General features: G+C 65.4%; 10 protein-coding genes. 3 read left to right on the top strand and 7 right to left on the bottom strand.

From position 1 onward, the window contains the following. The first annotated feature begins 96 nt into the window (after positions 1-96). Positions 97-1,668 (top strand): hypothetical protein, encoded by a 1,572-nt coding sequence (locus tag AB0M59_RS13450; RefSeq protein WP_364613517.1) that lies wholly within the window; start codon positions 97-99, stop codon positions 1,666-1,668. 949 nt (positions 1,669-2,617) lie between these two features. Then, positions 2,618-3,484 (top strand): hypothetical protein, encoded by an 867-nt coding sequence (locus tag AB0M59_RS13445; RefSeq protein WP_364613514.1) that lies wholly within the window; start codon positions 2,618-2,620, stop codon positions 3,482-3,484. 296 nt (positions 3,485-3,780) lie between these two features. Here AB0M59_RS13445 and AB0M59_RS13440 read toward each other — a convergent pair whose 3' ends face one another. From AB0M59_RS13440 to AB0M59_RS13415, 6 genes are all read right to left on the bottom strand, one after another. After that, complete coding sequence (locus AB0M59_RS13440; RefSeq protein ID WP_364613511.1) at positions 3,781-4,479, bottom strand: TIGR02391 family protein; 699 nt, start codon at positions 4,477-4,479, stop codon at positions 3,781-3,783. Positions 4,480-5,086: 607 nt separating this feature from the next. Next, entirely contained in the window at positions 5,087-6,184 is a 1,098-nt protein-coding gene (locus AB0M59_RS13435) for a hypothetical protein (protein WP_364613509.1), read from the bottom strand. A gap of 19 nt (positions 6,185-6,203) precedes the next feature. Next, entirely contained in the window at positions 6,204-7,082 is an 879-nt protein-coding gene (locus tag AB0M59_RS13430) for a hypothetical protein (protein ID WP_364613506.1), read from the bottom strand. A gap of 322 nt (positions 7,083-7,404) precedes the next feature. Then, positions 7,405-8,421 (bottom strand): restriction endonuclease, encoded by a 1,017-nt coding sequence (locus AB0M59_RS13425; RefSeq protein WP_364613503.1) that lies wholly within the window; start codon positions 8,419-8,421, stop codon positions 7,405-7,407. Positions 8,422-8,774: 353 nt separating this feature from the next. Beyond that, positions 8,775-11,240: a S8 family serine peptidase gene (locus tag AB0M59_RS13420; protein WP_364613500.1), complete on the bottom strand. Its 2,466-nt coding sequence runs from the start codon at positions 11,238-11,240 to the stop codon at positions 8,775-8,777. 117 nt (positions 11,241-11,357) lie between these two features. Continuing rightward, the gene (locus tag AB0M59_RS13415; RefSeq protein WP_364613497.1) at positions 11,358-12,341 is read right to left on the bottom strand and encodes an ATP-binding protein; all 984 of its coding nucleotides are present in this window, start codon (positions 12,339-12,341) and stop codon (positions 11,358-11,360) included. Positions 12,342-13,082: 741 nt separating this feature from the next. Between AB0M59_RS13415 and AB0M59_RS13410 the strand changes: the two genes are divergently transcribed. After that, entirely contained in the window at positions 13,083-13,703 is a 621-nt protein-coding gene (locus tag AB0M59_RS13410; RefSeq protein WP_364613494.1) for a hypothetical protein, read from the top strand. Between the two features lie 204 nt (positions 13,704-13,907). Here AB0M59_RS13410 and AB0M59_RS13405 read toward each other — a convergent pair whose 3' ends face one another. Then, positions 13,908-14,069, bottom strand: a complete 162-nt coding sequence (locus AB0M59_RS13405) for a hypothetical protein (protein WP_364613491.1) — start codon at positions 14,067-14,069, stop codon at positions 13,908-13,910. Positions 14,070-14,233: the final 164 nt, after the last annotated feature.

Genomic DNA, 14,233 nt, shown 5'->3' with positions numbered 1-14,233 from the left:
GAACTTCAGGCGATTCCGCTGAAGCAGGAGCGGACCCGGTACGCGTGTCAGGTCCTGCACCGACTCAACCCAGCAGGGGTGTCGACGGCGGCGGTCATGGCGTGGCTCGCCGGCTACGGCTACGGCGAAAACGACCCGGACGGCCAGAGGCGCAACCGCGTCTCCCCCGTCGTCGCCGCCTACCGACGCGAGCACAACCTCGACGCGACCGGCGCTGGAAGGCCGCCCAGGACGTTCCCGCTCCCGTCCGCGCTGGACGAACAACGCGAGTCGCGCGTCGTCGTCCCATTCCCCTCAGTCGAGACGCCGGCGATGCATCCCACCGGACGTCCGATCACGGCTCAAGTGTCCCCTCACGATGCGGCTTCAGAGACCGGAGCGGACGCCTTCCCCGGTCGATCGGCGACCGGGTCGGACGCGTCCCACGCCTGGCCGGACACCACGGACACCGAGGCAATGTCGAGCACGGACGTCGCTAACCGGACAACGGAATCCGCAGGTCAGCACACAGCGGACGCGTCCGGCTCCGTCCCGGCGCGACCTGCGGTCGCGACCGCGTTGGTGAAGCGGCCGGAGCCGTCCACCTCGGCTGACGACGTCCTCAACCGGACAACAGCTGCCGCGAAGCCGACGCCGGAGGACACGCGTCCGGCGCTCGACCGGACACCGACACCGGTGAAGCGGATGGTCCGGTTCGGCTGGCAAACCTGGGCCGGCCCGGTACTCGGCTTGATCGGGTCCTCGCTCGTGCTCGCCGGCGGGGCCGGAGTGGCCGCCGACCGGCTGCTCGCCCGTCGCCTCCTGCCGCTGGCCGACTGGCGGATCTCGGCAGCCGCGGGAATCGCCGGGATGCTGGTCATCACGATCGCCGGTCTTACCTGGCGGAACGCTCCCCGACGGCAAGTGACCCTGCAGCCGTTGTTGGTGGAGGCCCGAGTGTTCTACCTCGGGTTCACCGGAGCGCTCGCCGCGTCCGCGGATGCGTCGTTCCGCGTGTGGCACGACGTGCTCCACGTCCATCTGTGGGAAGCGGTCGCGTTCTTCACCGTCGTCGAAGTGCTGTTGCTCGGCTCCGGCCTGGCCATGCGCTCCAACCTCAAGCGGACGGGGCGTCCGGGGATGTACGGATCGGTCGTGTGGATGCTCTCCGGATTCGGCGTCGTCGCCGCCCTGCTCGTGTCGGAGTGGCCGGGCAGCCTGTGGCGGGCCCTGGGCGGCCCGGTGGCGTCGGTGCTGGCACTGCACCTGGCCCTCGGACTCGAACTACGAGCCGCAGACGCTCGCCAACGCTTCAGCCGACTCGGCCAAGTCCTCCGGTCACTCGGTCAGCACCTGCTGTCCTACGTCGGCGCGGGCACCGGCGACCAGACCTGGATCGTCATCCGCCGCGAACGAGCACTCACCCGCGCCGCCCGACTCGCATCCAAACCGAAGCTGACCCCGTGGAACCGGTACCGGCTGGCCCGAGCGACACGAGCATGTGGTGCGGGCCGATCCGACGCGGCGACGGCAGACCTGCTCCGAGCACTGGCCGCGGAGCGAGCCACCGACGCGTTGCTGACCACGCCGACCCTGTCGCCGTGGGACGGCGTCACCTGGATCGATGCACCGGCGACGATCTCTCGCCACCGTCACCTGCCGAAACACGCAAAATCCACGTGGGATTGACCGGCGAACGATGGGACGCGTCCGGCGAGGTGACCGGTCACCGAGCACTCGTCCGGACGCGTCCCATCAAGACCTCACGCCGAGACCGGATCGTCCAGCTCGCCAAGCTGGCCGTCTCGTACCGGACGATAAGACACGTCCAGCGGATGCCGCTCGCTGTTCACCGGGCTTCCCGCCGACGACGTCACATCGGCGTCGGCTGCCGCTGGAGGAGTTCAAGCTGGCCACCACGTCGACGTCGACGTGGTGATCGTCAGCCCGCCCGCATAAGCAACAAGTCCCAGCAGCGTCCGTAATTACCGCCAAGCAGCAGCAAGATGATTTCCGTGTCGTCTGCAACCATTGCGGGACCAACGACAGTTGGTGATTCACCGGGAAAACATGTTCCAGATCCACCCTGCGGATCGATCATGGCGACGGCAATCAAACGTCCGGAAATGCCGATGAGAGGATGTCCGGGTCCAACCGAAGGCCTACGTGAGTCTTCAGCGCGAACACCTGATGGTCACCGGGTCGGTCACCCGCACCGAGGCATAATCGGACGACTGCGGGGGCATCGACGGAGTACACTTGTCGCGCATCCAAGCAAGGAGGCCAGGCAGCAGCAACGTCATGCTGACATCTTCGGCAAGCTACGACCGAGTTGCAGTCGAGCCATTGTGTGGCCTTGCCACCCAGTGAGGCGGGAGATGTCGTCGGTATGACTGATCGAAGTGGTCATCATGTCGGTCCACTGACGCGCGAAGAGGCGCTTGCTTCCGCCAAGGAGGAATACCGACGTCGGGACTGGAAATACTGGGAACCGCCGGAGGCGACCAGGGGATGGCGAAGGTGGGCCGTCCGCTCAGCGAGCGGCGACCAACCGACGCCATGGGTTTCCATCGACGCACGATCTGGCCGAGTGTTGCGCGTCGACCGGGAAGCACCACGAGCGCGGCACATCAGGTGGATGGCCGCAGGCATCATCGCGATAGCGGTTGGTGCAGTCATTGGAGCATTCCTCTGGGTTCGGATTTGCGACGAGCAGATCACCCAGACCGGGTCCGTCGTCAGTGTCTGCCGCCACGTTCAGGCAACCGATCCTCCAGTGATCGTTATTGCGATTGTCTTGCTCAGCAGCCTTGGCGTGTTCTACTCGGAGGTATCCGGTTTCGGCGTCACCCTCAAGCGCAAGGTTGTGGAACTCGAGGAGCGCACCAAGGTAACGCAGCAGGAATCGTCGACTACGCGACAAATAGCGCTGGAGAACCACCGGCATTACAAGGATCTAAAAGAGACTGCCGAAGACTACGGCGAGTTCAACAAGGATGTTGACCGTCGGCTGGCTCAGGCGCCATTGGATGCGGCCGACCAGGTCGAAAGCCACCCAGCAGTTGATGATAGAATTTATGGATTCGCAAGGCAATATGACACCCTAAGACGGACAATGCCAAGCGGCGATCGGCGCACCCATGAGATGACCGGAGTCGTCAACGAAATGCGCCGAATACTTCGTGGGGCGGCGGAATTCGACGTTAGGGCACACCTGACGAGCGAAAGCAGGGGCGCGCGGCTCGCCGCTTACGCCTACCTGACCGAAAACGAAGCATCGGATCAGCTTGACGCCCTTGTCGAGGCCGTGGTCGCCGAGGACAAGCCGTTTGGCCAGTACTGGGGACTGCTCGCGATTGAACATCAGACGGGGACTGGATCCCCTTATCTCGGTGAAGCTCTTCGCGGCCGCTTGACCGCCCTGCTGAGCACCCTCGGCCCGGGGACTGACCGGGCGCGTGTGATCGGCAGAATGCTCGCAGCCTCCCCAGCGCCGCCAATCTGACCGGCTCGAATTCGGACAGCGGTGCGCGATGGGAACCTGAGAAGCTACTTCGTCAGTGAAGGCACGATCACCCCGGTATCGCCGTCTTTCTATGCCGCGAAGCGGTGCTTGACAAGGCCCCTGAAGAGGAGCGGTCGGTAGCTCAAGCGCTTGAGCTACCGACAACCGTGATCGTGAGGTGCTCTGTGAGCGGGCTGAACGAAACGGCCGCGACTACCTGGTGGTAACCCGTTCGTAGAACCAGGGTCGAGCGACGCCCTGCGGCTCCGTCGTCCAAAAATCACTCAGCATGGCCTTCACTGGCGCAGCCGATCTTCGACCTGGTCCAGGAGCCTCAACAGCAGATCTGCGAGCAGCACCACCTCGCTGGCCACGATCGGGTCGTCATAGTCGACAGCGCGGTGCGATGTGGGATTCTTGAACAACCCGATCGCACCTTTGAACAGGTTCATGGCGGCCTCCTGCTCGCCGCCCTCGGCCTTGGTGTCCACCAGTGGCCCAGGTGACTTCGGCGCAAATGCCTGCTGCATCAGCGGAACGCCGAGCAGTGAGGCCGGTGCACCGGCCAGCTCTCGTACCCGGATCTCGACCTCGCGCATCGCCGCGAACACGGCCAACTCGTACTCACCCAGCAAGAACTGCTGCTCAACCCGCTCGGCGATCCGACGGTGTAGCGAGATTCTGAGACGCTCGGCAGCGGTCAGCTTGGCGATACCGTGTTCCACGGTGTCCCTGCCCAACCGCGTGATGCGGTAGGCGTCCGGAGAGGACTGCGCAGGGTCTCTCACGACGAGGCCATGCGTCATCAACCACCCCCAGCCCTCCGCTAGCGCTTCGCTGATCTCCTTGTCCCTCGCGGTCCCGTGCTGCTCGGACGCCCGCATCCAGTTCTGCCAGTTCCACCCTCCGCTGGAGGTGTAGTCCTTGAGGATCAGCAAGGCCAACGCGTTGATCGGGAGCGCAAGCGTCTCCTGCTTCGTACGGGTCCACGCCATCGACAGATCATCGCACCCCGACTTGACCGCAGCGGGCACTGCGACGCTGTCCGGTTCCGAGGTGCTCAGCGCCGTCTGACGACTCAGGGCGCATGATGCGCGAACATCGCGCGGACCTCCTCCATCCTGGCGGGGTGTACATCAGCTCGAGGAGCGCGGCGTTCTCAGCGGCGAAGCGGATGTAGGCCGTCACGGTGGCCCGCACGCGCGACGGGAAGCCTTCTTCGTCCGTGCCGGTCAACGCGGAGCGCCATGCCGTGTCCAGCCGGACGACCCCGACCTCGGCGAGCGCGTCGAGCAGCGCCTGCCGGTCCGAAAGATGCCGGCGCGGCGCAGTGTGACTGACACCGATCTCCCTGGCCAGATCGCGCAGCCTCGCCGGTGGGTTGCGCCCGCTGGCCGATCCCGACGCTGTGCACGACGTCGAGGACGACGAACTCGGGTAGGCGCCGCTGCGCAGGCCAGCCTCACCGGCAGACGTGCTGTGATGCGGTCGCCGCAGGTAGTCGCTCGGCCGACCGACGACGCAACACCAGATCCCGGCAAGAGCATCACCCGATACCCGCCCCGCGCGACGGACGCCCAGCGCCGGTCGTCGTTAGCAGGCTCACGATGACCTTGACGGCGTCGGCAGTCGCTTGGACTGAAAGGAGCCGTACTCGCTTTCGAGGGAGACTTCCTCCGCAGCCAGGCGCTGATACACCGCGGAGATGTCTTCGGGTGCGCCTGCCGCCTTGGTGTGAGCGCCGTCCGGTTCCGTTTCGATCAAGTAAGCTTTCGGGCAGTCACACTCCGCGACGAACGCGTAGAACCTGCCACGCAAGGCCTCGTCGACCAGGAACGCGGGGTAGTAGACGACGTGCTTGCCGCAGATCGTGGGCATCTCGATCAGCCCACCGACAGCCTCGCTCGGCGCCAGCTCGGTAGCAAGCTTCCACGGCCGCACCTGGATGTACTGCTCCGCCGAGCGGAGGTCCCTGCCTCCCGCGAAGCCGAGGAATGCGGCATTGTCGACAGGCGTGCCGCTGGGCAAAACGACCGGTCCCGCCGGAGGCCACAACTGCGGCAGGTTTTGCCGAGTGGTCACGTCGACCTGAAGGCTCGACGTCGTGAACCGCACGCCGTGCAGCACCAGCTGTCCGAGCACGACGGTCACGACGTACCCCTGGGGCTGATCAGGCTCAGGCAGCTCCTCGACGGTCACAGCCAGGGGCGTAACCCGCACATCCCAGCCACGGTCGCCCTCGTAGCGCCCGAGCCAGAACTGACAGGCAGGAAGAGGCTCGATCTTGTCCCGTAGTGTCCACAGCTCGCGATACTCCGACGCCGGCAAGCCATATCCTGCGTCCCGCTCTTTTTGCGGTGCCACCAACATGGCGGTGAGTGCCGTCTTCTGCGTCCACATCGCGATGGCCGCCGCATCCGCCGCCGCGATCTCCCCCGGCTCGCCCATGATGAACGGCGTCAAGACCCGTCGTGCGACGACTTCCAGCTGGCTCATCCACCCGTTGTTGCAGCCAGCGCAGACGTCCTTAACCGTCTGCCGGAACGGCGGGCGGACGCCGAGTGACCGTCCGATCCGGTTCAGAGGTCCGGCACCGTGTTCCACGGGTTCGAGTACGAGGCCGATCCGCGTCAACCAGTCCCCGAACACATGCTCGCCAGTCAGCTTGCCGGCGAAGCCGCAGAAGGCACAGCTGGGCATGATCCCTCCGCAACGGCCGTTAGAAGTCGGTTGGGCTGATGAACGTCGAGATGTCCGAACTCGGCGTGCACGGTTCCGCCAGCCGCCGGCCGCGCTCCTCCTCGGACCACTCGTGCTGTTCAGGCGGAACGTAGGAGGGATCAGCCCACTCGCAGTGCCGGCAGACACCGGCGACGACGCTGTAAGAACCGCATGACTCGCAGCGCTGCGGCGTCCTCGCGAGCCGCAGTCTCGCCGCGGTAAACGTGCCCAGCAGGTGCTCGACCGCCTTGAGCCCGATCTCGGCGTCCATCCGGATCGCGTTCTTCGCGTGGGTGAGCCAGTTGACGTACTCCCACGTCTCGACGGCCAGCTTCTTCAGATACGAGCGTAGGCGGGCCGCCGACTCGCCGGCCGCCAGCCTGTTGGCCAGCAGATCGGCCCAGCCCTTGAAGTCGGACGCCTTCGGCGCCACGGTGCTCTCCGGCACCAGATCGTCGTTGCGCGTCTCCCCGACGAAAGAGACCAGGCACTCACGCAGCCGCACGCCGACCGACTGAAACGTCTCGGCCTCGTCGCCGCTGTCGTAGGCCTCGAACGCCTGCTGCCAACGCCGCCACGAACCCGGCAGCAGATCCGCCACCTCAGGGGCGACCGGCACCTCACCTTCCTGGTTGTACTGCGTCCGCAGCATCAGCCCGATATGGAACGTCAGCACCACGTCACGGCTCTTAAAGTCGGCTTGGTCGTACAGGTTGGTCGGGTTAGTGACCACCCACCAGCGGCTCTCCACGCAGTGCACGTCCCAGATATCGTGACGCATCGGCCCGACCAGCTCGGACGCCACCTTCTCCAGATGGACGACTTCCTCGTGTGCCTGCTCCTCTACGTAGGCACGGATCTCGTCCTTCTCACGCACGGACACAACGCACTCCGCTCCATCGGTCGGCGCTCAACACGAGGCCCTGCCCACCCCAGCAGGGTCGTTTTGAGGCCCGGGCACGTTACGAGCCCGCAGAAGCCAGCCGGCTGCCGCAACTGCGCGAAGCAAGCTGACGGCCTCACGCCCGGACAGCTTCGCAGCGGCACTACCTCGAACTTCGAATCAGGAGCCCTCGGCGGTCAAGCCACCACGGTTGACATCAACGTGCACCCGTGACCAACTCTTGCCCCGTCAGCAACCGCAACAAGCTCAGCACGGTCGCTGACATCTCGATACCCCACCGCCAGTGATCAACCTGTCAATCTTGATCAATGTCAACATCGAGCTCATGCAATAGATCAGCAACTGCCGGATCCTGTGCTGCACGCCCTCCAAGGTCAGCGTTCCCGATAAGTGTGTCGAGCTGGTCGTCATCCAATGGCCGCAGCCGTCGCCGCCCATCCCAGCCCAACGTCTGCGAGGGAGCTAATCCCAGCGCATGATCCAGGTCAGGACTCAGAACAATTACCTTTACCAGGTGACCAAACGCATCCTTGTCAGAAATTTCCTGAAGATCACGCCTCGTCCTTGCCGATAAATCATCGCCGTCTGCCACCAGGATAAACCGAGTTGACTCGCGAAGCCCCGGCGCAATAGCTTCAACGATACGAGTCAAGTTTGCCGGACCGCCCGCAGGGATTATATCTGGCACGTCCAACCGACTCGGTTCGCCAAACAATCGCATGATCGACAGAAGCGCTCGCCGATCAAAAGGGCCTTCCACAACAAATACCTTACGAGCAACTGGCTTGCCGGCCCCGACGATCGAGAAGTAAGGCGTTCCAGCCTCAGCAGCTGCACGCAGTTTACGATCAATCATTCTTGCGATGTCCACTTTACGCGACACGACCTCACGGATGTCGTTCCCGTCTGCCAATATCAAATTCAGGTGCTTGCCAGCAACGAGTGCGTCAATTGCATCGGCACTGAAGCCAGCCATGCTCACGAACAGTCCAATCGTGCCAACGAGTTTACCATCAACTTTGCCACGAAACTGATACAGACTAGAGGCCGGATGGGGCGCTTGAGTCCATTTCGCCTCCAGAAGCATTGTCCTGCCGTTGAGGACAAAAGAACCATCAATCTCTTCGCCTAGCGGCCGGTAGCTCAGTCGTGGCTCCAGACCCGCCTCTTCTAGCATCGCATGGAGGATGCGCTCAAACTCTCGACCTCGACTGGCTTTGACTGCTGAGGTCGCATCTGCACTAAGGCTATCCAGTTGTTGGAACGTACTCCGCCAGTCGAGGGAAGGTTCCTCTTGAGTGCTGTGGGTCACCAGACAGTTCTAGCTGACCAGTTACGATAAATAAACCCCGGCACGCCAATCGCGTTTTGCTCGACAACCATGCCAGCAGCCTCGACGAACTCGAACCGGCCGCCAGCGATCTGCTGAACGAGGTGACATCCGCACCTGCGCCGCAGGACCACGTCGCGTTCATTACTTCGAGGCGCCCGCAGCGACCGTGGCGTCGCCTGGTCGAAAGCGGCCCGAGTCTAACGGGATTCGTCCGCGACAACGCCGCGTTGCCCAGAGGACTTGCTCGAGTTGCACCTCAACGCCCGTCGCCTGTCGAAATCCGCCCGCCGAGCGACTTCCTAATGCGACGATGCAAGTTGGCTGGCAGGGAGTCACGTTGCCGTGGTGATGCTGACCGGAACGTTGATCTGCTGGGCGACGGGTGTCCAGACGTCGACTTCGAGGTCTGGTGTCTCGATCGAGAGGATCAGGGCGTATCGGGCGCCGTCCTCGCTGCGGTCGCGTGTCTTGTTTTCCTTCCACCAGCCGGTCACCGGGAACACGGCCAGAGCGCCGCGTTGGGCGAGGTCGGCGGCGTTGCCGTTCCAGATGTCGGTGTGCAAGGACCCCGGCGCGCGCTGATGATCAGAACCGAAGAACCACTCGCCGGTGTCATTGCTGGAGGTGGCGCGCTGCTCGTCTTCGGCCAGGGCCTTCTCGTTGATCCGCTTCTGGAACTCGGCGTTGGACTCGGTCGCCCGGCGGATGTCGAACCGAAGACCGTGCGACGCGTAGCTGTAACGACGCTGCCAGCCGCGCCGGCCCGGGTTGGGTTCGATGAAGTACGACAGCGTGACCCGCAGGCGGACCTGCGCTTCCCCGAGATCGGCCAGCACGTCGGTGGGCCAGGGCAGAACGTGGTAGTGGATCTCCCGCATGGTGCCGGCGGCGAACGGGTGGATGGTGTCCTGCGCGATGAGGGTCAACGCGTCGGTGGCGCTGCGAGTGGCCCGGGCGAGGTCGGGGACGCCCATGCCGTAGCGGCGGTGGAGGGCGATCCGGGGCGCCTTCTTCCGGTTGGCCGGGAATCGGGCCTTCATCGCGGGCGTCCACTCGGCGGAGTGCACGATCAGCGCCCGCACGGTCTCCGGCCACAGCGCCGGGTACTCCGCCATCACCGAAGCCGACAGCGCCGCGGCCTGCGCAGCGGCGGCGCTGGTCGCATGCGTCGTGGTCAGCAGCCGCGTGGTTCCCAGCGGCGCGTTGGTGGTCAGTACCTGCAGGTTCGGCGGGGTGTCGAACTCCGTGCCGTCCGGAGAGCGGGCCACGTTGCCGCCTTCCAGCACGACATCGGGCTTGACCGGCCAGCCCCGACTGAACGCCACCGAGGTGCGACTGAACGGCGAGAGCTCGCCGCGCGGCGCCCAGGGCGTCCAGCCGGCGAAGTCGGCAGCGGCGCCGGTCATGGTGTCCAGGTCGGTGTACGCGCCGACGGTCAGCACGTTCCACGCCTGGGCCGGGTCTTCCACCGGTTCCAGATCGCTGCGGTCGAGATGCTCCTCACCCGGATGCCAGGACCGCACGTTGCCGGCCGACACGACGAACAGCCGCTTCGCGTCGTGGTCGGCGTCGTCGAGGAACACCAGCCCGTCCTCGTCGGCGAGGACGCTGCGACCGGCGGCGAGCGCGTCGAGGCTGGCCGACCAGGACGACGGCTGCCCGGCCGCAGCTACGGCTGCCGCGCCGTTCGTCGATGGGGATGCGGGTGCGGTGACGGCGAGCGAGTAGACCCGCCGTCGATCCGGTGCCTGGATCTCGGCCCTGCTCGTGCCAGCTGCGGTGACGGCACCGTAGAGGTCGGGGGCGTTCTGCAGCGGCGGCGGCGGGAGCAGCTTGACCGACTCCAGCCGATGACGTAGCCGCAGTAACTGCGGTGAGGCCAGGGCCTGTCCGAGGTCGCCGTACAGGGCGAGGCCGGCCATCTCGGTGCCGTGCCCGCGGTCGTCGTAGACCGGCCAAGCGGGGTCCGCGGCGTGGCAGTCCTCCAGGGGCAACGAGCCCCGCAGCAGGGGGTGCTCTTGGTAGACGCCGCTGTCGATGACACAGACCGCGGGCGCCTGGGGGTCGGCGGGCTCGAGCCGGTCCACGAGATCGCCGATCCAGTCGGCTTGCTCGGTCGCGTCACCTTCCGCGAGGAACTGGGTCGGGTCGTGCGGCCGGCGCAGCTCGGCCAGGTCGTCGAGCACGTCGACGGCCGAGGCGAGCTGCTCAACGGTCGCCTCGACCAGCAGCACCGTGCGGTCCCCGAAACCGAGGCTGCGACGACCAGTGCGCAGACCGGTGGCCGAGGCGAATGCTCGAAACCGACTCACTTCGTCCCCGTCGCGACGGCGCAGCCACGCCTCCCACCAGAACACCTGCCCCGGCTCCGGGAACTCGGCCGGCGGGTCGGTCCACAACGCCGCAATCGACGCCGTTCGCACTGCCTGGATACGGTCAACCAGGTCCCGGTTATCGGGCTTCGCGGCATCGGCGGTTTCGACGTACTGGGTGATCCGGTCCAGGAAGTGGTTGAGCTTGCCCTGCGGGACGAACACAGTCGCTCGCTCCACGCTCACGCCGTCGCCGAGGTCGACCTCCTGCACCGACCGCAGCTCCGGATGGACAGCGCCCTGCCGGGGGTCGAGCTTCTCCAGCGCCAGCTGCACCCCGGGGAAGCTCTCGAAGCTGACGTAAACGCCGTCGACCGCACCCTCGACCTGCACCTCACACTGACGCCGTCGTTCGTCCGCATCGGCGTCGACCTGACGCAGGGCGTTCTGCAGCTGCTCGCCGTGCTGACGCCGATCCGCCGGCACCGGGACCGCTTTGCCCTTGACCGGGCGCGGCGGCGGCGAGTAATCGACGGCCCGCGCAGGGACCGGGATGAACAGATGAGGGCGATCGCGGGGTTCTGGCACGACGTTGCCTGCGGGTCAGCCGAGCAGGTGCTGGCGCCGCTCCTGCAGCGCCGCGCACAGGCTCGTCGTGGTGACCTTGCCGTCGCCGGCCAGGATCGCTTCCTTGGCCGCCAAGTCCGCGGCGATGGTGATCTCACCGTGGCTGAGCCCCTCGGCAGCCGCGTCGACCTTCGACCAGCTCAGCCGGTCGGTGGGGACATTGGCCAGGCGGGCACGGATCACGTCGCGTACGACTTCGCGGGCGGGCAGCGGGTAGTCGATCACCGCGTCGAAGCGGCGGAACATCGCCCGATCGAGCAGCTGCGGGTGGTTGGTCGTGGCGACCAGCAGGCTGTCGGAGGTGTCGACCTCGAGGAACTGCAGGAACGAGTTGAGCACCCGCCGGATCTCGCCGACGTCGTTGCCGGCGGCGCGGTCGCCCGCGAGGGCGTCGACCTCGTCGAACAGGTAGACACCGCGGGTCTCCGATAACGCGTCGAAGATCAGCCGCAGCTTCGCGGCCGTCTCCCCCATGAACTTGGTGATCAACCCGTCGAGCCTGATCATGAACAGGGGAAGCCGCAGCTCGCCGGCCAGCACGTGCGCCGATATGGTCTTGCCGGTTCCCGGGGGGCCGGTGAGCAGCAGCCGCCGTAGAGGCTGGAAGCCGTGCGACCGGAGGCGGTCACTCTGTCGTTGCTCCAGCAGCACGCGGGCGAGGCGTTCTCGCACATTTTGATCGAGGGCCAGGTCGGCGAGGAGGTTCTGCGGGTAGGTGACCGTCAGCAGCTGCGCTAGCTCGCCGCGCGGCTGAACCACCGGGACAGGACGCGACGCCGTGAACTTCGAGCCCTGCTGTGTACGCAGCGTGTCGACGAGGTCCCGCAGATCCTGAGCGAACCGGTTCTGCCCCTGCCGCGCCGCCCCCGCAGCGACCTGCAGGGCCACAGAGTAGAACCGGGTGTCGTCCCCCTCCGCATGGCTCTTCACCATGGCTTTTACCTGGTCAGCCGTGGCCACGACCTCACCTCCCCTCCGCGTGTAAGCACTCTGTCCGACCATAGCGCGCCAAGCCAGCAACGCAGCGCGAGACTCGTCGAATCCGCAAGAGGTCCCGACCACCAGGTCACCGGTGTCCGGTACAGCCACCGCGCATAGCACTGCCAGTGAATCAGCGCCTTGCGCAGCAGTGCGGCCGGCTATCGCAAGGCAGTTCTTCCCCCAGCAATCGGGTATCTCGCCATGTTGGCGACGCACCTGCTTGTAACAGGCCTCGCCGTGCCTGCGTCAGGACTAGGTAGACACGGCAGCTGCGCGGCGGGAGGTGACATGAACGGACCAGAGCAACCTTCCCCAACGGCCAACGACAAAGCCCGCAGTCGACGACGCCTGCTGATCGCTAGCGGACTGACGCTCGGCGCCGCGACGTTGTTCCTGGCCATCGCGACACCGATATGGGTTGCCGGCCGACAGCCAGTCACGCCAGACACCCCGTCCACCCCGCCACGCACAACCGCCACACACTCGGACTTACCAGAATCAACCTCCGAATCAACAAGAAGATCCACCCCACGGCCGGCAACCGGAACAAGCCGAACCACCCTGCCTGCCAGCAGCGCAGCGCCGCCGCCATCAACCCAGGCCACACTCAGCACGCAGGCACCAGTTTCCGATTTCGTCGATGACTGCCTGCACGACTCCGCCGACGCAAACCTCGATAGCCCTCGTTGGCGTCTCGGCCAGATGGACTACCCGCGGACGATGTCGCTGGAGCTGGGTGTCTCCAGCGTCTACCTCGCCGCAGTCGACATCAACAACGCGCCATTGCCAGCATCAGAGATAATACCGGCACCCGATGCCACAAGCACGCGCATCGCCGTCCAATGCGTCCTCAGCGCCCGATTAGTCGGAGACGATACTGTCGACGTCACGCCCGAAGAGTGGGACGCACGCCGATTCAATCCCGCCGGCATCCTCAACTGGGCATGGCGGGTGACCGGCAAAGAACCAGGAAACTACCAGCTACAACTGGAACTCCGGCCAGCCGTGGTCACAGCCAACACCGGTGACATCATCGCGATCGCAGACCCCTCTCAGCAAACCACCACGTTCGTGACCCAGGCCGAGGTTCGCGGATCATGGCCTCAGAACCTCGGACACTGGTGGAACGACAACTGGCCGGCGATCGTACTGGTCATAGGCGGTGTCGCTGGCGCGGTCATTGCTGGTATCAAATGGGGCAGCAAGGTCATCATCGCTAGCCACAGTTTCCGAGCCGCTTGGCGCGGCAACCAGCCACAGGACAAAACAGAGCAAGACGAGGCCGAGCAGTCAGATCGCCCCGCAACCAAACGGAAGAAATACCCGAAGCGTGAGCATTGAGAGACAGAGTCTGAGGCAGTAAAATCCCGCCAGGGACGCGCTCGCCAAAGTCGTCGCGCATAAGCGTCATTATGCATGGCCGAGTCCGTTCACCCCTTGCGAAGGCGTAGGACGTGACGGTCCCCTTTGACATCTGAGGAGATACCCAACCAGGGCTCGCAAGTCGACTGTCAGCGCGGGGATCGCAGCGGCCTGCCGCTCAGTTTATGGCGACTGGGGCGCCCATTCGAACGGCTCCCACTCGGTCCATCCCGCACCTGCCCAGTACCAGCGGTGCAGCAGGGCGGCGCCGTGGTCGGTGGTCGCGAACAGTTCGAGGTGTCCGGCGGTCAAAGACGTGCCGGTGATGGCGACGACGTGTTTCACCGGCGGACATCGGTGTCCAGTCGGGATCCCATCCCTCACCCCATCCGGCCGCATCGCCGGGCGAACTCCGCGCCGTCTTCCAGGACGACGACCAAGTCTTGTTGTGCTCGCCGAGGTGAAACCGGCTGTGACGGTCCGGACGGGCCTGGAGCGTCCCTGTCGGG

This window comes from Amycolatopsis sp. NPDC051371, assembly GCF_040682155.1.
GTDB lineage: Bacteria > Actinomycetota > Actinomycetes > Mycobacteriales > Pseudonocardiaceae > Amycolatopsis.
Note: the sequence above shows the minus strand (reverse complement) of the source record. Positions and strands in the feature narration are given on the sequence as shown.